19 protein-coding genes are annotated in these 16,050 nt (G+C 56.4%); 9 read left to right on the top strand and 10 right to left on the bottom strand.

The features are described 5' to 3' along the window. Window positions 1-147: 147 nt before the first annotated feature. Together AC07Y2_RS25140 and AC07Y2_RS25145 are read right to left on the bottom strand one after the other, a co-directional pair. Window positions 148-930 carry a sulfite exporter TauE/SafE family protein gene (locus AC07Y2_RS25140; protein WP_039770317.1) on the bottom strand — a complete coding sequence of 261 codons (783 nt, stop codon included), beginning with the start codon at window positions 928-930 and terminating at the stop codon, window positions 148-150. 211 nt (window positions 931-1,141) lie between these two features. Continuing rightward, on the bottom strand, window positions 1,142-2,116 hold the full coding sequence (locus AC07Y2_RS25145; protein ID WP_103387145.1) for a hypothetical protein: 975 nt from the start codon (window positions 2,114-2,116) through the stop codon (window positions 1,142-1,144). Window positions 2,117-2,257: 141 nt separating this feature from the next. Here AC07Y2_RS25145 and AC07Y2_RS25150 point away from each other — a divergent pair, with 141 nt between their 5' ends. Continuing rightward, on the top strand, window positions 2,258-3,127 hold the full coding sequence (locus AC07Y2_RS25150) for a LysR family transcriptional regulator (protein WP_080770642.1): 870 nt from the start codon (window positions 2,258-2,260) through the stop codon (window positions 3,125-3,127). A 984-nt stretch (window positions 3,128-4,111) separates the two neighbouring features. Further along, on the top strand, window positions 4,112-4,471 hold the full coding sequence (locus tag AC07Y2_RS25155; protein WP_007955862.1) for a DUF6124 family protein: 360 nt from the start codon (window positions 4,112-4,114) through the stop codon (window positions 4,469-4,471). Window positions 4,472-4,513: 42 nt separating this feature from the next. Here the strand turns inward: AC07Y2_RS25155 and AC07Y2_RS25160 are convergent, their stop codons facing one another. Beyond that, on the bottom strand, window positions 4,514-5,179 hold the full coding sequence (locus AC07Y2_RS25160) for a TIGR02466 family protein (RefSeq protein ID WP_103387146.1): 666 nt from the start codon (window positions 5,177-5,179) through the stop codon (window positions 4,514-4,516). Between the two features lie 186 nt (window positions 5,180-5,365). Here AC07Y2_RS25160 and AC07Y2_RS25165 point away from each other — a divergent pair, with 186 nt between their 5' ends. Continuing rightward, window positions 5,366-5,575, top strand: a complete 210-nt coding sequence (locus AC07Y2_RS25165) for a hypothetical protein (protein WP_103387147.1) — start codon at window positions 5,366-5,368, stop codon at window positions 5,573-5,575. Window positions 5,576-5,578: 3 nt separating this feature from the next. Here AC07Y2_RS25165 and AC07Y2_RS25170 read toward each other — a convergent pair whose 3' ends face one another. The 6 genes from AC07Y2_RS25170 to AC07Y2_RS25195 all read right to left on the bottom strand — a co-directional run bounded on the left by AC07Y2_RS25170 (window position 5,579) and on the right by AC07Y2_RS25195 (window position 10,853). Further along, a complete protein-coding gene (locus AC07Y2_RS25170) occupies window positions 5,579-6,370 on the bottom strand; it encodes a transporter substrate-binding domain-containing protein (protein ID WP_178082885.1) in 792 nt (263 codons plus the stop codon). A 59-nt stretch (window positions 6,371-6,429) separates the two neighbouring features. Then, on the bottom strand, window positions 6,430-7,293 hold the full coding sequence (gene copD / locus AC07Y2_RS25175; protein WP_103387149.1) for a copper homeostasis membrane protein CopD: 864 nt from the start codon (window positions 7,291-7,293) through the stop codon (window positions 6,430-6,432). Between the two features lie 3 nt (window positions 7,294-7,296). Beyond that, the gene (gene copC / locus AC07Y2_RS25180; protein ID WP_103387150.1) at window positions 7,297-7,671 is read right to left on the bottom strand and encodes a copper homeostasis periplasmic binding protein CopC; all 375 of its coding nucleotides are present in this window, start codon (window positions 7,669-7,671) and stop codon (window positions 7,297-7,299) included. Between the two features lie 31 nt (window positions 7,672-7,702). Then, window positions 7,703-8,560 carry a copper resistance protein B gene (locus AC07Y2_RS25185; RefSeq protein WP_103387151.1) on the bottom strand — a complete coding sequence of 286 codons (858 nt, stop codon included), beginning with the start codon at window positions 8,558-8,560 and terminating at the stop codon, window positions 7,703-7,705. An 11-nt stretch (window positions 8,561-8,571) separates the two neighbouring features. Beyond that, complete coding sequence (locus AC07Y2_RS25190; RefSeq protein WP_103387152.1) at window positions 8,572-10,275, bottom strand: copper resistance system multicopper oxidase; 1,704 nt, start codon at window positions 10,273-10,275, stop codon at window positions 8,572-8,574. A gap of 95 nt (window positions 10,276-10,370) precedes the next feature. Continuing rightward, on the bottom strand, window positions 10,371-10,853 hold the full coding sequence (locus AC07Y2_RS25195) for a hypothetical protein (RefSeq protein ID WP_064598036.1): 483 nt from the start codon (window positions 10,851-10,853) through the stop codon (window positions 10,371-10,373). A gap of 165 nt (window positions 10,854-11,018) precedes the next feature. Here AC07Y2_RS25195 and AC07Y2_RS25200 point away from each other — a divergent pair, with 165 nt between their 5' ends. From AC07Y2_RS25200 to AC07Y2_RS25215, 4 genes are all read left to right on the top strand, one after another. Next, the gene (locus tag AC07Y2_RS25200) at window positions 11,019-11,678 is read left to right on the top strand and encodes a ribonuclease T2 (RefSeq protein WP_103387153.1); all 660 of its coding nucleotides are present in this window, start codon (window positions 11,019-11,021) and stop codon (window positions 11,676-11,678) included. Between the two features lie 137 nt (window positions 11,679-11,815). Beyond that, on the top strand, window positions 11,816-12,313 hold the full coding sequence (locus AC07Y2_RS25205) for a PAAR domain-containing protein (protein WP_011335137.1): 498 nt from the start codon (window positions 11,816-11,818) through the stop codon (window positions 12,311-12,313). Window positions 12,314-12,316: 3 nt separating this feature from the next. Further along, a complete protein-coding gene (locus tag AC07Y2_RS25210) occupies window positions 12,317-13,045 on the top strand; it encodes an alpha/beta fold hydrolase (RefSeq protein WP_085748572.1) in 729 nt (242 codons plus the stop codon). After that, window positions 13,045-13,560: a hypothetical protein gene (locus AC07Y2_RS25215; RefSeq protein WP_176240522.1), complete on the top strand. Its 516-nt coding sequence runs from the start codon at window positions 13,045-13,047 to the stop codon at window positions 13,558-13,560. Before AC07Y2_RS25210 ends, AC07Y2_RS25215 begins: the two co-directional genes overlap by 1 nt. 21 nt (window positions 13,561-13,581) lie before the next feature. Here the strand turns inward: AC07Y2_RS25215 and AC07Y2_RS25220 are convergent, their stop codons facing one another. Next, entirely contained in the window at window positions 13,582-14,439 is an 858-nt protein-coding gene (locus AC07Y2_RS25220; protein WP_103387154.1) for a LysR substrate-binding domain-containing protein, read from the bottom strand. A gap of 109 nt (window positions 14,440-14,548) precedes the next feature. Here AC07Y2_RS25220 and AC07Y2_RS25225 point away from each other — a divergent pair, with 109 nt between their 5' ends. Next, window positions 14,549-15,256, top strand: a complete 708-nt coding sequence (locus AC07Y2_RS25225) for a haloacid dehalogenase type II (protein ID WP_103387155.1) — start codon at window positions 14,549-14,551, stop codon at window positions 15,254-15,256. Window positions 15,257-15,268: 12 nt separating this feature from the next. Further along, complete coding sequence (locus tag AC07Y2_RS25230; protein WP_103387156.1) at window positions 15,269-16,042, top strand: aldolase; 774 nt, start codon at window positions 15,269-15,271, stop codon at window positions 16,040-16,042. The last annotated feature ends 8 nt before the right edge of the window (window positions 16,043-16,050 follow it).

Genomic DNA, 16,050 nt, shown 5'->3' on the forward strand with positions numbered 1-16,050 from the left:
GGCTGAGAAGGGGCGGGTCCATCAGTCCCCCATTTTTCTATGGTGCCGACGCAGAGGAGGTTTTTAAGAAAAAAGAGGACAGATTTTTTTGTTTAAGTGGTAACTAAAATTCATCCCCATTTTTTCGAATCCCCATTGTCAGCATAGTTAACTGATAAGATATTTGTTGAATATCGTTAGCCCCATTCTCCCGATTAAAAATACAAGTAGAATTAAGAAAAATATCCTAATGAAACCGCTTCCGTAACGTAATGCTAAAAAAACCCCAGTGAGTGAACCCGCAATATTACAAGCGGCCACCACGCTACCTACTATCCATAAGACATTGCCAGACGGAACAAAAAATATAAGAGCCGCACTAAACGTTCCCAAGTTGACAAGCTTTGCAGATGCTGATGCGTTTAAAAAATCGAAGCCGAAAAACTTAACAAAAACGAAAAGTAGAAGACTGCCGCTGCCTGGCCCAAAAACACCGTCATAAAAACCAATAAGGCCGCCAAAAAAAATTCCTAATATAATCTCTTTTGTTCCGCAATGTATATTTTGGCTGAATAAGCCTAGGTTTTTTTCCGTAAAGGTATAAATGGCCATCGCAATAAGGATAAAAAAAACAACAAATTCCATCAGCTGTTTTGGCACAATGGAGACTGAAGCGGCACCAATAAATGCAAATAAAAAAGCTGAAAGCATGGTGGGGAGCATAAGCCTCCACACGATTTTTATCCTTTTTAAATATCTAAATATTGAGGATAGATTTCCTGCCAAAACAGCTAATTTGTTAGTGCCAAAAATTGTAGCAAGGGATTGCTGAGGTAGGGCATGTAAAAGTGCCGGGATTTGTACAAGCCCTCCACCGCCTACTGCAGCGTCTATCAAACCACCGCAAAAGGCAAAAAAGCCCAGAACGATTAAAGCTTGGTCAAAACTCATATAGAGGATCCTTTCGTAACTTGAATATCCAGCGAAAAGTCATGATGTCCTCTTATCTTTAATTATACTTTCTCCTGAATGTGCCGATTAGTTTACGGCGCGGCTACGTGAGCTAATCGGCAGATTTTCCAGGTGGCAAAACAAAATGCTTCTCGGGTAAAGCGCGTATAGTTTTCTTATCAGATGCTCTAGCTACATTGAGCCTTGTTTTTTATGCACTTAGGGCTCGGTGCATCGCAGCAAAAGCCTTTCCTACTCGTTCATTGTAATTAAGCATAATTCCCTTAAGTCGCCCTAGCTTGAAGTTTGTATCTACAGTTCGAGCATATGCTTGTGCCGCAGCTAACGCATGCAACCCATGCTTGTTTTCAACTTCGCCGGAATGACCTATTACGTATCCCTTGGCGTTACGCAATGATTGAACGTTTGTCCTCAGCGAAGGATTGATTTCAACCAACTTATTCTCTATGAACTGAGCGATAAAGTTGTACTCTCGGCCATTCCATAGCTCTGACGCGATAGAAACCATCATAGCGTCCATGATTGAGGTTGTATGCTCGACTGAATTCAAGGCCGATTTATGTTTTGCTACACCGGTATTATATAAAAACTCGGAGAATTCATTGCATTCTTGCACCTTGTATTGGTCTCTAACCCAATCCGTCGCACCAAAGGCGCTGGTCATATGACTATACATACCGTCATGCCCTTGGTGACCAAGCCCGAAATCATCTTTAGCGACTTCATGCATGTGTGCCATGACGTTGTGATAGCTAATTCGCTTTTCTGCCGGTACCGATATAGCGTCGGCTGATAGGCGCACAATAATTTTAGCTGAGACCAAGCTGGTTGTTTTATGGGTTTCATTCCACCCATTGAAAAACTTAAGAACGGCAGAGTCTACTGTTTGTTTTTTTAGGAAGACTCTGAAAGCACTCTCAGTATGAAACTGAGCTTCTTGCGTGATTGGATGGCGGAGCACTTCAAGCAAAGCATCTTGGATTTCGGATATTTTCAAGACTTGCGCTGATATCGGCTCCCTGCGGTGGTTTTCAAATATAGTTCGCCCGGGAATTTTTAAACTTCGAATATGCTTCGGTAGCGCCTCAATAAAAACCTCACCAAACTCCTGCATAGGAATTTTTTCAAATGTTTCAAAACGAATTTGCGGGGATGCTGAATTCATGAGGTTTCTCTCTCCTTGAGGTCGATCGAATTATTTCCAATGTTAGTTTCTGCATGAATCCGTTCAGAACTTAAACGAGCTTGATACCCTGAGACAAGTGATTTATACTGAATTCATCGTTCACTTTTAGTGAGTAATGAAGTGGAGCTATCCCAATTAGCTATGTTCAAGGCAGTTGTCGATCAAGGTAGTATTGTGCGCGCTTCTGAACTATTGCACTGTGTTCCATCAAATATAACGAACAGGATCAAAATATTAGAAAACGAGTTGGGCGTCTCTTTATTTATAAGGAAGGGGAGGGGGCTAGTTGTCAGTCCTTCTGGGAGGTTGTTTTTAAGCTACGCTAACAAGATTTTGTCTTTATGCCAGGAGTCACAAAGAGCTCTTGACCCTGCAGCTGCACCATCGGGGGACTTAAGGATCGGCGCCATAGAGTCCTCCGCTACAGGCAGGTTGCCTAAGCTGCTGTCAAAATATCATTGTCTTTATCCTTCTGTGCAAATGCAGTTTAGTACTGGAGAATGGTCGCAGCTATTAAAGGATGTGGTTGATTATAAACTCGACGGGGCAATTGTTGCCGTTGGAGTTGAGCATGCAGACATTGAAAGTGCTGAGATTTACAAGGAGGAATTAGTACTGATAGCCTCTCCAATTGCGGGAACGATACGTGAACCGCAGGATCTTAGGGGCTTTGATATTTTCATGTGGCCTGAAGGATGTCCATACAGAAAGACGCTGGTAAATTGGCTAGATCATCATAAAGTATCGAGTTCGATAATCAGCATAGCAAGTTATGGCACTATTCTTGGATGTGTGAGTTCCGGGGCGGGAGTGTCGTTAGTACCTAGGGGGGTCTTTGAGCAGTTTAGACTAATCGGAGGCATCTGTGGGCAAGTGTTTAGCGATTTGCTTCCCGTGCAAAATTATTTTATATGGAACAGGCATGTTGAGTTTCATCGTGCAAAAGATAAGTTTGCAGAGTTACTGAAGGAAGAGTTTAAAGATATTTAGCGAGGCTTTTTGGCGCGATGCTTATAGTGCGGGCGCCCTGAATCATTAGTTTAATTAGATCTATTACCTTTTATCTCTGTATGTTGCGGTGTGATTTTTCTTGCAGATATTTCGACCGGCTCTACTTTATTCTGATCCAGGCAAGCAGATAAAACCATGTCTTAGATAGACTACAGCGACCGGGATCTATTTCGCCCCCTTTCCTTTCAGTTAGGCTAAGCCTTGCTTGATGTGTCCAGCATTCTCGCTAATTGCTCACAAGGCGTCCCATATGCTGTCTCCTACTCCGCTCGAATCATGCTGCTCAGCATGAAGCGTCAGCTCCAACAGGGCTACCTCGAGCACTAGCTAATTTTAATAATCCTTTCTAGCACGTCCGATAACGGATATTCGTCTGACATGGACTCGACTCCTTTCGAGAAAAAAATACAAGTACAGTACTGGCAGTGAACTTGTAGACAGCATTTACAGCTTGCTTAAAAATTGCTATGGGACGAAGAAACTTCGACGGGCAAGCCAGTCAATCTGGGGTTGTGTCTCAGACCTGCGCCCAATCCATCATCGGCCCGACCTGAATGCCACTGCCCAAGCAGCGATTTGCTAGCCACAAATCCCCAGAGCTTGTTTTAAACAAAATAACTTGCTCGTTTAAATGAGTTTTGTCGTAGTCATCAAAACCCTACGAATTCTTGCGCCACCCCCTACACCTAAGACAGAATCCGCCGGCTTGTGCGTCTACCCCCGTGGCTTTTATCGTTCTCGGGTCACTGAAAACCAGTGATCGGGTTTGGTAGCCCGTGTGTTAGATGTACAGCGTCATCGTCTCCGGTCGTGCTTTCGGCCGGGGTCTATGGTGGTCATGTACAGGGCGTCTTCGGGCGCGCCGGCTCCTAACACCCGGTCTACCAACCTGTTCATGGCCGCCACCCTTCGTTTGGTAGCGAAAGGGTGAAGCCTTCACTAAAAGTGTTAGGAGTTTCATCCATGTTCAAACCAACACCCAACCCACCAGAAACCGATCCGGTTTCCCCCTACAAATTCCCCGATTCACGAACCCTCAACGAAGCCGCCGAGCGCGCCCTCGATCACTACCTCACCCCACAGCAACGGATCATGGGCAGCCACACCCAACATGACCCGATGTACTTCGCCAACCCGGCCTACGACACCGAATCCCTGCTCGCCAACGCCAGCGAATCCCTAGGTTCAGCCTCCGAAATGCTCAACAACTTCGCCGCCACCCTGGAACCCGCCCACCGCAAAACCGCCATCGGCATTGCGCAGTTGGTGATGTTGGGGTCGTTGGCGGTGAATCAGGCGTTGGATAACGTCGAGCCGAAGTAGGTCGTTGCGGCCCTCTGTCACGGAGGGCTGCTTTTCTGTGCTTCAAGCCCCAAAATTAAACGCAATCGAAATCCGTGGTCTCGTCCCTTCAAACCGTCGAACCGAATGCATCAGCCACGACGGAAACATGATGAAGGTGCCGCTGCTGGCGGCGCAGGTGCTGCTGAAGCCGGCGGTTATGCAGTCTTCGACGCGCATTCGCAGTGCGGGGTTGTAGGTGGAGGCGACCATGCCGCGTGGGTCGGCGAATTCCAGGTCGCCGCCGACGGTCGGGTCGTCTTCTCGGCCGCCGGCATCCACCCAGTAGACGCCTGACCAGAAGGCGCCCGGATGTCCGTGGAGGGCGTTGCTGTGGCCGGCGGTATTCACGTTGGCCCAGGCGTTGAGTTTCCATTCGAAACTCGGTTCGGTCAGTCCGAATTGTTCGCTGTGCACTGCTGTCATTTGCACGGCGAACGCTTTGGCGAACTTCACGAGAGCGTCGCTGGCTTCTTCGCCCCATTCATGGAAGTCGTTCGCGGACTGCCAGCCGCCGTCGTTGCTGCGCTGGGCGCCGCTGCGATCTTGCGCCATACGGGTTGTGATGATGGTTTTCAGTTGGGAATTGAGTTTTGCGGCATCGGGGTACTGGATGCTGGCGAGGGGTGTTGTGAACAGCCGTCGAATCTTTATCAGGTCAGGATTTACCAACTGGCTGGTCGACGGCATTGCGGGTTCTCTGGGTTGCTCAAGTTGCAAAAAACTATACCGAGCGAACTGAAAAACCGATGTAAACCTTTGTGAAAGGCCGAACCTGAACCCACGCTGAAAACCCCGCAAGTTTCATCTTCCCGCCACCCGCGCCGGCCTACGATCCCTCTACAAGATCCCGATCCCACCCGAGCGCCACACACCATGAACAATCCACTCAAAGCGCTGTTGATCGTCGCAACCGTCTCGGTTCTAACCGCCTGTTCCGGTTCCGGAGGCTTGACCACCACCAGTTGTTTCTCCAGCGACTGTCAGTCGCCGGAGGCGCGTAATGTGAATACGTTGAAGTTCGGCGGGAGCAATATCGGTAACAGTTTCAACCAGTACAGCTCCGGCCTGATGCATGACGATTGAGGGTTACTGGGCCGCGGGTACGGCGATCCATTCGCTCAGGACTTTCTGGTATTTGCCGGTGACTTTGCTCAGGTGCAGCCACTGGTCGACGTAGAGTTTCCAGCTGATGTCGTCGCGCGGCAGCAGGTAGGCTTTTTCGCCGTATTGCATGAACTGGCTCGGGTTGACGGCGCACAGGCCGGGTTTGAGTTTTTGTTGGTAGAGGGCTTCGGAGGCGTCGGTGATCATCACGTCGGCCTTGTTGTCGAGCAGTTGTTCGAAGATGGTCACGTTGTCGTGCAACGCCAGTTGCGCCTTGGGCAGGAAGGCGTGGACGAAGGCTTCGTTGGTGCCACCGGCGGGTTCGACCAGGCGCACGTTCGGCTGGTTGATCTGGTCGATGGTCTGGTATTTGGACTGGTCGGCGCAGCGCACCAGCGGGATCTTGCCGTCGACGTCGAGGGTGTTGCTGAAGAAGGCTTTTTTCTGGCGCTCCAGGGTCACCGAGATGCCGCCGACGCCGATGTCGCATTTGCCGGCCTGCATGTCCGGCATCAGGGTTTTCCAGGTGGTCTGTACCCATTCGACCTTGACGCCGAGGCTGTCGGCCAGGGTTTGCGCCATGGCGATGTCGATGCCTTCGAATCCGCCGTCCGGGCGTTTGAAGGTGTAGGGCTTGTAGTCGCCGGTGGTGCAGACGCGCAACTGGCCCTGTTGCTGAATGGTGTCGAGGTGCGAGGCCGGTTCTTGTGCCTGGGCGGCGCCGGTCATGGCCAGCAGGCCGCAGAAGATCATCGTGCTTTTTGGAATTGTCATTGTGATCGGGCTTGTGCAGTGGAGGTGCGGGCCAGTGTAGTGAATGGGTTTGCCGGGTGTCACCCCGGTTCCGGGCTCAACGTGCCCAGCCACGCCACCAGTCCCACGATCAGAAGCGCAATCATCAGCTCCAGTGCCACGCTGCGGCGCAAGGCATTGGCCGCCACTTGATGCTGCCCGGCGCGCAAAGATTGCTCGAGCAACGGCCCGAGGTGGAAGCGGTTCAACGCGGCCAACACCAACATTCCCCCGAACAATACAACCTTGATCGCCAGCAGAATGCCGTAGGTGCCGAGCAGGATTTCGCCCAGTGTCGGGCCGACGATGAACAGGTAATTCGCCACGCCGGTGATCGATAGGATGAGCACAATTGCCGCGCCGACGCCTTCGAAGCGTTTGACGGAATCCGCCAGCGAACGAATGCGCGCCTCGCTGCACAGTGCGTCGAGCCGCGCCATCAAGATCAACGCGAGCATGGCGCCTAACCACGCACCCGCCGCGAGCAGGTGCAGGATGTCGCTGAGCAGGTGCCACGCGTTATCCATCGCGCCGTGTCCGCTCCAGGCCAGGGAGGCGAGGGCGACGGCGCCGGCCATCGACGCCGGCCACAATCCCGGCCCGATCATCACGGCGATCAGCGCAATCATCCGCAGCGTCCACGCCAGCCCGACGTCGGTTTCCAGCACCATCATTTGCAGGTGCGGCCACAGCGCCGCGAACTCCGTTTCGCCACTCATGGCGCGGGTCATCAGCACCAGTGCCGCCACTGACAGCAGCGCCCCGATCAACGCCATCCTGCGCAGCATCGGCCGAAACCGCAGCACCGCGTCAACGCTGTACAGCCCGAACAACGCCAGCCCGAACAACAGCAGCAAATCCACATACAGCGCCAGACGCAGGAGGATGTTGATCAGTTCAGCCATCGCTCATTGCACTTTGAACGTGACGTTGCCGGTGATCGGGTGCGTGTCCGACGACACCGCGCGCCATTCGACCTTGTAGGTGCCGGCCGGCAGAGGTGCGAGCGGGGTGACGAGCATGGTTTTCGGGTCGCTGCCGGCGCTGACTTTGGCCTTCATCGGCATGGGCGAGTGGGCCATGCCGGGCATTTCGGTCATCACCAGTTTGGCGCCGGAGAACTGGGTCAGCAGATCCTCCGAAAAGCGCAGTTCGATCTTGCCGGGCGCCACGCCGTCGGCACCTTCGGCCGGGGTTGACGACAGCAGTTTCGGATGGGCCTGGGCCAGGGTGCTGAAGAGCAAGCCGCTGGCGAGGACGAGGGAGATTTTCAATGTGCGCATGCAAGACCTCGGTGTTGTTTTTTGATGGGATTCAGAACCACAGCCGCACGCCGAGGACGAGTCGCGCTTCGCTGCGATCCTCGCCTTCTTCCCGTGCGTAATCGGCGGTGTTGCCGTAGGTGCGGTTCCAGGTCACGCCGATGTAGGGCGCGAATTCGCGGCGGATTTCATAGCGCAGGCGCAGCCCGGCTTCGGTGTTCGCGAGGCCCGAGCCGATCCCGCGTTGCGGGTCGTTTTTGCCGTAGACGTTGAGTTCGGCGGTCGGCTGCAGGATCAGGCGATTGGTCAGCAGGATGTCGTAGTCGCCCTCCAGCCGCACCGCGCTCTGGCCGTTTTCGCCGAGGAACGCCGTGGCTTCGGCTTCGAAGTTGTACAGCGCCATCCCCTGCAGACCGAACGCGGCCCAGGTTTGCGGGGCGCCGGGTTTGAAGTCCTGGCGCACGCCAGTGACCATGTCCCACCACGGCGAAATCGCGTGGCCCCACAGCGCCTGGACTTCCGCGTCTTCGGTCTTGCCGTTGCTGCGTTCGCCCTCGGAGCGCAGCCACAGCCGATCGATGTCGCCGCCGATCCAGCCGGACAAATCCCAGGCCAGGGTGCTGGCGTCGTCGGCGTCCTGCCATTCAAGTTTGTCGGCGAGGAAGTACGTGTTGATGGCGCTGTCGTGGACCTGATGCCCGGCGTGGCTGGTGAACACGGCGGCGCGGTCGGCGTTGGTCAGCGCCGGGATCGGCGTGCGGCTTTCGGTCGGCGCGGCGGGCTGCATCATGCCGTCGTCCATACTCTGCATATCGCCCATCTGGCTGTGATCCATGCCCTGCATGTCGCTGGCGGCGAAGGCCGGAGCCATCGACAGAAGCGACAACGAAAACGCGGCAAATCGAGTCATGGTCGGCGTCCTCATTCTTCCACCCGCACTTCGCGGAACATGCCCATTTCCATGTGGTACAGGAGATGGCAGTGATAGGCCCAACGGCCGAGCGCATCGGCGGTGACGCGGTAAGTGCGACGGGTGCCGGGCGGCATGTCGATGGTGTGTTTGCGCACCTGGAAATTGCCGTTTTCGTCTTCCAGATCGCTCCACATGCCGTGCAGGTGAATGGGGTGAGTCATCATCGTGTCGTTGACCAGCACCAGGCGGATCCGCTCGCCGTACTTCAACAGCAGCGGCTCGGCGTCGGAGAACTTGATGCCGTTGAACGACCAGGCGAATTTCTCCATGTGGCCGGTGAGGTGCAACTCGATGGTGCGGCTCGGGTCGCGGCCGTCCGGGTCTTCGAACGTGCTGCGCAGGTCGGCGTAGGTCAGCACGCGGCGACCGTTGTTGCGCAGGCCGAGGCCGGGGTCGTCGAGTTTCGGCGCGGTGGTCATGGCTTGCATGTCCACCAGCGGGTTGTCCTTTTCGCTGTCGGGGTGCGACTGCATCGGGCCCATGTTCATGCTCGAGTGATCCATGCCGCTCATGTCCATCGAACCATGATCCATTCCACCCATACCCATGTCGTCCATGGTCACCAGCGGTCGCGGGTCCAGCGCCGGCACCGGGGCCGACAAACCGGCGCGGGCGGCGAGGGTGCCTCGGGCGTAACCGGTGCGGTCCATGGCCTGGGCGAACAGGGTATAGGCGTCGGCGGCGGGTTCGACGATCACGTCATAGGTTTCGGCCACGGCGATGCGCAACTCGTCGACGCTGACCGGTTTGACGTGCAGGCCGTCGGCGGCGACCACGGTCATTTTCAATCCGGGAATGCGCACGTCGAAGTAGGTCATGGCCGAGCCGTTGATCAGCCGCAGGCGCAGTTTTTCGCCGGGGCGGAACAGGCCGGTCCAGTTGTTATCCGGGGCGTGGCCGTTCATCAGGAAGGTGTACGTGGCGCCGCTGACGTCGGCGATATCGGTGGGGTTCATCTTCATCTGCGCCCACATCGTGCGATCGGCGACGGTGGCGCCCCAGCCTTTTTCGCCGACGTCGTGGATGAAATCGCCGACGGTGCGCTTGTGGAAGTTGTAGTAGTCGGACTGTTTTTTCAGGGTCTTCATCAGGCTGGCCGGGTCTTCGTCGGTCCAGTCACTGAGCATCACCACGTAGTCGCGGTCGTACTGGAACGGCTCCGGTTCCCGCGCATCGATCACCAGCGGCCCGTAGACCCCGGCCTGTTCCTGCAAGCCGGAATGGCTGTGATACCAGTAGGTGCCGTGCTGGCGGACCTTGAACTGGTAGACGTACACGCCGCCCGGCTCGATGCCCTTGAAACTCAGGCCCGGCACGCCGTCCATGTTGGCCGGCAGCAGAATGCCGTGCCAGTGGATCGACGTGTCTGTATTGAGCCGGTTGCGCACCCGCAGCGTCACGGTGTCGCCTTCGCGCCAGCGCAGCAGCGGGCCGGGCAGGCTGCCGTTGATGGTCAGGGCAGTGCGGGGCTGGCCGGTGAAGTTGACCGGGGTTTCGCCGATGAACAGCTCGAAGTCCGTGCCGCTTAACTCATTGACCTGGCCGGGGCTGTTCAAGGCCCAGACCGGCGTGCGCCACAGACCGAGGCCGCCGAGCAGACCGCCGGCGGCGAGGCCTTTGACGAAGGTGCGTCTTGAGGTGGTGGAAGGCATGCGCTGGAAGTCCCCGTTTGACCAATGACGGGGAGGCTAACCAGCGGCAGCTTTCAGTTGGCTGAGGCGCGGATTACAGTTGCGTCAGGTTCAACCTACAGACCGAGCCCTTCCTGGACTACCAGCAGCAGGTTGTTTTCCGTCAACGCAATCGCATCCAGCTGTTGCCCGGTTTCGAGCGTCTGCAACCACCAATGGCTTTCACCGTGCTCATCGACCGTGCGCAGCAGCGATGCTTCGCGCCCCGGCAGGACGATTTGCACGCGCCCTGCGCCGTCTTCGGTGAAGCGGGCGATGGGGTCGAACGTCAGGCTGTGGTGGTTGGCTTCGATGATCAACTGGTCGATGGCGTAGTCGTGGGTCTCGCCATCCGATGAAGATTCGCAAACATGCGTAGGATTGCGCCGAATCTTCAGGCCGACTTCGGTGACCGGTTGCAACCAGCCTTCGATTCGGTGATACAAGGCGTAGACCTGAGCCGGCCAGCAATCGATTTCCAGTTCGGCGCAGGTGATTTCGTCAGCATGGGTGTGCCGGGTTTGTTTGAGTTTCGCGGCGAGTTCGTCTGCTTTACTCATGTCGGTTCCCTGTGGTGATTTCAACTTCATCGTAGTCCTTTCAAAGTAATGCAGGTTTTGCCCTGCGTCATGCGCTTGCAACACGGGCATGACTCAATCAGCGTCTGGCCAAGTGATGGTCAGACCACAGAAACCACGGACGCACGCGTCCCAAGGAACGGGAACATGAAAAAGCTTTTTACAATTATGGCGCTGATTGCGCTGACGGTCGGTAGCATCGGCCTGAGTTCGGCGCGCCAGTCGTCTGCCAGCAAGGCGGAATCGGTGGCGGGGGTGTTCGATTACTACCTGCTGGCGTTGTCCTGGTCGCCGACCTTTTGCCTGACCCACAAGAGCGACCCTCAATGCACCGGCAAGGGTTACGGTTTTGTCCTGCATGGCCTGTGGCCGCAATACGCCAAGGGCGGCTGGCCGCAATCCTGCCCACCGCTGACCAACCTGTCGGCCGCCGAAACGGCCAAAGGCCTGACGCTGTTCCCGACCAAAAAACTCCTCGACCACGAATGGAGCAAACACGGCACCTGCAGCGGCCTCGGCGCGATGGGCTATCTGGACGAATCGGATAAAGCCGTGGCCGCGGTGAAAATCCCGGAAGAGCTGCAACCGTTCAGTAGCTCTTATTACTTCGAAGCGCAGGAAATTGCCGATCTGTTCCGCAAGAGCAATCCGGGCATCCCGTCAGACGGCATCGCCGTCATCTGCAACGGCCCGGAACTCTCGGAAGTGCGAGTGTGCATGGGCAAGGACCTGCAATTCGGCGCCTGCGGCAAGGGCGTGAAAACCCAGTGCCGGGCGGGGGATATTCGAGTGCCGCCATCGCGTTGACCGGAGCGGTTACCGGCCATAAAAAACAGGCGCCTCTTCAGGCGCCTGTTTTTTTGCATGCGGGTTTGAACAACGCCCCGACTTTGTTCATGCTTGCGCGCCAATGGATGATGATGCGACACCGCAAGGAGCTTTTCATGAGCGGAAAACCCGCTGCCCGAGTGACCGACCCGACCGCTTGCCCATTGCCGGGGCATGGCACCAACCCGATTGTCAGTGGTTCGCCGAATGTGAATTTCGACGGGCTGCCCGCTGCGCGAATGACCGACAAGTCGGCGTGCGGCAGTCCGATTACCGGTGGCGTTGCCTCGACGGTTTTTATCAATGGCCTGAACGCCGCCACCCTGGACAGCACCGGTGGGCATGGAAATGTGGTCATCGGTGGATCTGGCACCGTGATCATCGGCGATACCGTGGTGAACGCTCCTTTCAGCGGCCTGCTGCCAATGCCGGTGCATTTCACCGACAAGTTGCAGTTGGTGAATGACACGACCGGCGAACCGATGCCGAATCATCCGTACATGATTCAGCGCGCGGACGGTCGGATGGAGCACGGCGTGTCTGACGCCGCCGGTTTTACCCACACGATCAGTTCGCATCTTCCTGAAACCATCAAACTGTTTCTGGAGGAATGAAGCATGAGTGCGGAAACGGTTACGTGCGAGAAAGGCAACAATTACAAGCTGCATAAGGAACATACGCTGACGGACAAGAAGGATGTCAGTGTGAAGTCTGTGCCGGTGGAGAGTACCAAGGCGGTTGTTGTGTTTGTCGGAGGCGCTGGGGATAAGGAGAGTTATTACTTTTCAGGGCCGTATGGAAACATTCAAGAAGCCCATAAATACTTCGATCAGCGCGTTCAGGATTTGGCAACGGAGGGGAAATATAAATCGGATTGGTTGGGGTACAACGAAGTCAAAGGAAAGAAAGATATTCAGCGGTATGTTCTAAGCCTGATCCCTTACAAAAGCTGCCCCGTATATATCGTCGGCCACAGCCTCGGTGGCTGGAATGGCGCGCACCTGACAAAGATCATGTCCGAATGGGGATACCGTGTTCAGATGCTGGTTACCCTTGATCCCGTGGGTGAGGGCGCTTTGGTCTGGTTGGGTTCAGATATCTATTTTGACCGTCCTGATCCGGTTGCGGCCAATTGGGTCAATATCAAGGCTACGCCTAGCAAAAGAGACCCTTCAGATGGGGTCGCCGACTTTGGCGAAAAATGGCTTATCACTTGTGGCCCGTCACTGAACGTGAATGTAGATACCAATCATGCAAACGCTTTGGGTCTGTTTACCGCACGTATCGCGGGAAACAAGTCTGCTGGTGATCTGCTGTTTGACTCGATCATGGAGGAATTTTCCTGATGTATAGACTGTTCGCTTGCCTGCTTTTCGTGATTTGTTCTGGTTGTGCAAAAGACCATGTATGGCCTCCAGCGAATTTGAGCTATGTGTCTGTTGAGAGAGACAGATCTTTATATGTAATCAGATATCAGTCGAATATTGATGTGTTGGATCTTTTTGGTCGGGGAGAGAGGGTTGGAATGGCTTCAGGCATGCTTCATTGTGCCTTGGCTGAAGATCAGGATTTCTCGGTTGGTAAAGCCATTCGGTTTTCAGCGTTTGGATTGATATCGCCGGATAAAAGAGACGGAGCCCCGGCGGGATACTCTTATCTGACCCATGCTTTCATTTCCGAGACCTCCAGCAACCGAAGCTCGGAAAGATATTTGTCAGTGGCAGAAATCAACCAACTCCTCTCAGACAAACAACAAATCCCCTGCAAGGTCGTGGTCACCGCTTACGGCTACAAACCCTACTACTCAAACACCATGAACCTCCCGGTCGCAGACCTGCTGCGCGAAGTCAACAAGCCCTGAGCTCAGCGCCATTTGGGGGGATCAAGCAAATCCCCCCGCATCCACCCCCAATTCTCCCCGCAAAAACTCCACCAGCCCTCGCTGCAATCCACTCAACACCCCCTCGCGACTGACCAGCGCCAGTTCCGTCGGTGGCAGCGGCGGCAAGTCCGTGCACACCCGATGCTCCGGCAACACCGCCGACGCCGGCAGCACCGAAACCCCGAGCCCGGAGGCGACCGCCGCCTGAATGCCGGTCAGGCTGTGGCTGCCGAAGGCCACACGCCATGGGCGTTGCGCCACGTCGAGCAGGCGGATCGCCCGTTGTCGGTACAGGCAGCCCTGGGGAAACAGCGCCAGCGGTAACACGGCACTGGATGAGTCGAACTCAGCACCCTTGACCCAAACCAGTCGTTCCGGCCAGGTCGCCCAGGCGGGGCCGCTGTCGGGTTCGCGTTTGATCAGGGCGATGTCGATTTCGCCGCTGTCGAGGCGTTGGCGCAGGTCGAGGCTCATGCCGCTGACGGTTTCCAGTCGCGCTTGCGGGTGGCTGCGGGTGAAGCCGGCGAGGATCAGCGCCATGCGTCGGGCGTCGAAGTCTTCCGGCATGCCGATGCGCAGGATTTCCAGATCCAGATCGCTGGCCAAGGCTTCGCTGGCCTCGGCCGACAAGGCCAGCAGGCGGCGGGCGTAATGAATCAGCAGTTCGCCGTGCTCGGTGACGCTGACGTTCAGCCCGGTGCGGTCGCGCAACAGCAGGGCGTGACCGACCAGGTCTTCCAGTTTGCGCACCTGTTGGCTGACCGTGGATTGGGTGCGGTGGACGCGTTCGGCGGCGCGGGTGAAGCTGCCTTCATCAACCACGCAGACGAAGGTTTTCAGCAGTTCCAGATCCAGCATGGCGGCGGCCTCGATATTTGTTTGGCAACTGACAGTCGGCTATTTATTTAATTTCACACTATCACCCCGAGTTCATAAGCTGAAGCCCTCACTTGCAGAGGAATTCCCCATGACCTTGATCAACACACCGCGCCCGCAATGGCTGACATTCGATTGCTACGGCACCTTGATTCAATGGGACGAAGGCCTGCGCGCCGTGGCCGAGCGGATTCTGAGCGAGAAGGGCGAGCACCGGGTCGACGCCGGGCGCCTGATCGAGGTCTACGACCGCCACGAACATCGCCTGGAACAGACGCCGCCGCACCGCTCGTTTCGCGAGCTGAGCACCCTCGGCCTGCAACTGGCCCTGGAGGAGCTGGGGCTGGCGAGTGCCAGCCAGGACAGCCAGCGCCTGGCCGCCGCGATCCCGCAGATGCCGCCGTTTCCTGAAGTCGTCGAGACCCTCGCGCAGCTCAAGGCCAAGGGTTTCAAGCTGTGCATCGTCTCCAACACCGATGACGACATCATCGCCGGCAACGTCGCTCAACTCGGCGGCCATATCGATCGGGTGATCACCGCGCAACAGGCCGGTGCCTACAAACCGGCGCCGCGGCTGTTCGACTACGCTCATGAGCAATTGGGCGTCAGCCGCGATCAGGTGGTGCACATCTGCGCCAGCCCGATGCTCGACCACACGGCGGCCCGCGACATGCATTTTCGTTGCGTCTGGATCGACCGGGGCACCGGTCGTCAGTTGCTGCCGGACTATCGGCCCGACGCGATCCTCAACACGCTGGACGAAGTGCTGCCGCTGTTCTCGTCCCTTGGCTGGTCGTAAAGGAGTTTAGCCATGGCCCATACCCTGACCGGCAGCGCCCGAGCTGCGCGTTCCGGCTCATTGAACCTCGACAGCGAAGCCATCATCACCGCCCGCCACGAACTGGCGGCGTGCTTTCAACTGGCGGCGCTGCACGGGTTGGAAGAGGGGATCTGCAATCACTTTTCGGCGATGTTGCCGGGACACGCTGACCTGTTTCTGGTCAATCCGTACGGCTATGCGTTTTCCGAAGTGACGGCGCACAACCTGCTGGTCTGCGACTTCGCCGGCAACGTAGTGGACGGCGAGGGTCAGCCGGAGGCCACTGCTTTCTATATTCATGCGCGCCTGCACCAGCGACTGCCTCGGGTAAAGGTCGCGTTCCACACCCATATGCCGAACGCGACGGCGTTGTGCCTGCTGGAGGGGCCGCCACTGTTGTGGCTGAGCCAGACCGCGCTGAAGTTCTACGGGCGCACGGCGGTGGACCAGCATTACAACGGGCTGGCGCTGGATGAGCGTGAAGGCGACCGGATTGCCGGGGTCATGGGCGAGGCCGACATTCTGTTTCTGAAGAATCATGGGGTGATCGTTGGGGCGCCGACCATCGCCGAAGCCTGGGACGATCTGTATTACCTGGAGCGTGCCGCGCAGGTGCAACTGCTGGCGATGGCCACGCAACGGGCGTTGAAACCGGTGCCGCACGCGGTTGCGCAACGGGCTTACGAGCAGATGCGCGAGGGCGATCCGGAAAGTGCGCGGGCGCATCTGCACAGTGCAATGCGGCGGTTGTCGAGCGGGGGGTAAAAGTGAGG

Source organism: Pseudomonas sp. GW456-12-1-14-TSB6, from assembly GCF_059424205.1.

Bases quoted from the DNA above. Each gene is read 5' to 3' on its own strand.
- AC07Y2_RS25225 (WP_103387155.1), top strand. From the start codon at position 14,549: ATGACCTTGATCAACACACCGCGCCCGCAATGGCTGACATTCGATTGC.
- AC07Y2_RS25205 (WP_011335137.1), top strand. From the start codon at position 11,816: ATGAGCGGAAAACCCGCTGCCCGAGTGACCGACCCGACCGCTTGCCCA.
- AC07Y2_RS25165 (WP_103387147.1), top strand. From the start codon at position 5,366: ATGAACAATCCACTCAAAGCGCTGTTGATCGTCGCAACCGTCTCGGTT.
- copC (WP_103387150.1), bottom strand. From the start codon at position 7,671: ATGCGCACATTGAAAATCTCCCTCGTCCTCGCCAGCGGCTTGCTCTTC.
- AC07Y2_RS25215 (WP_176240522.1), top strand. From the start codon at position 13,045: ATGTATAGACTGTTCGCTTGCCTGCTTTTCGTGATTTGTTCTGGTTGT.
- AC07Y2_RS25170 (WP_178082885.1), bottom strand. From the start codon at position 6,370: ATGACAATTCCAAAAAGCACGATGATCTTCTGCGGCCTGCTGGCCATG.
- AC07Y2_RS25160 (WP_103387146.1), bottom strand. From the start codon at position 5,179: ATGCCGTCGACCAGCCAGTTGGTAAATCCTGACCTGATAAAGATTCGA.
- AC07Y2_RS25195 (WP_064598036.1), bottom strand. From the start codon at position 10,853: ATGAGTAAAGCAGACGAACTCGCCGCGAAACTCAAACAAACCCGGCAC.
- copD (WP_103387149.1), bottom strand. From the start codon at position 7,293: ATGGCTGAACTGATCAACATCCTCCTGCGTCTGGCGCTGTATGTGGAT.
- AC07Y2_RS25230 (WP_103387156.1), top strand. From the start codon at position 15,269: ATGGCCCATACCCTGACCGGCAGCGCCCGAGCTGCGCGTTCCGGCTCA.
- AC07Y2_RS25155 (WP_007955862.1), top strand. From the start codon at position 4,112: ATGTTCAAACCAACACCCAACCCACCAGAAACCGATCCGGTTTCCCCC.
- AC07Y2_RS25185 (WP_103387151.1), bottom strand. From the start codon at position 8,560: ATGACTCGATTTGCCGCGTTTTCGTTGTCGCTTCTGTCGATGGCTCCG.
- AC07Y2_RS25145 (WP_103387145.1), bottom strand. From the start codon at position 2,116: ATGAATTCAGCATCCCCGCAAATTCGTTTTGAAACATTTGAAAAAATT.
- AC07Y2_RS25210 (WP_085748572.1), top strand. From the start codon at position 12,317: ATGAGTGCGGAAACGGTTACGTGCGAGAAAGGCAACAATTACAAGCTG.
- AC07Y2_RS25190 (WP_103387152.1), bottom strand. From the start codon at position 10,275: ATGCCTTCCACCACCTCAAGACGCACCTTCGTCAAAGGCCTCGCCGCC.
- AC07Y2_RS25200 (WP_103387153.1), top strand. From the start codon at position 11,019: ATGAAAAAGCTTTTTACAATTATGGCGCTGATTGCGCTGACGGTCGGT.
- AC07Y2_RS25140 (WP_039770317.1), bottom strand. From the start codon at position 930: ATGAGTTTTGACCAAGCTTTAATCGTTCTGGGCTTTTTTGCCTTTTGC.
- AC07Y2_RS25220 (WP_103387154.1), bottom strand. From the start codon at position 14,439: ATGCTGGATCTGGAACTGCTGAAAACCTTCGTCTGCGTGGTTGATGAA.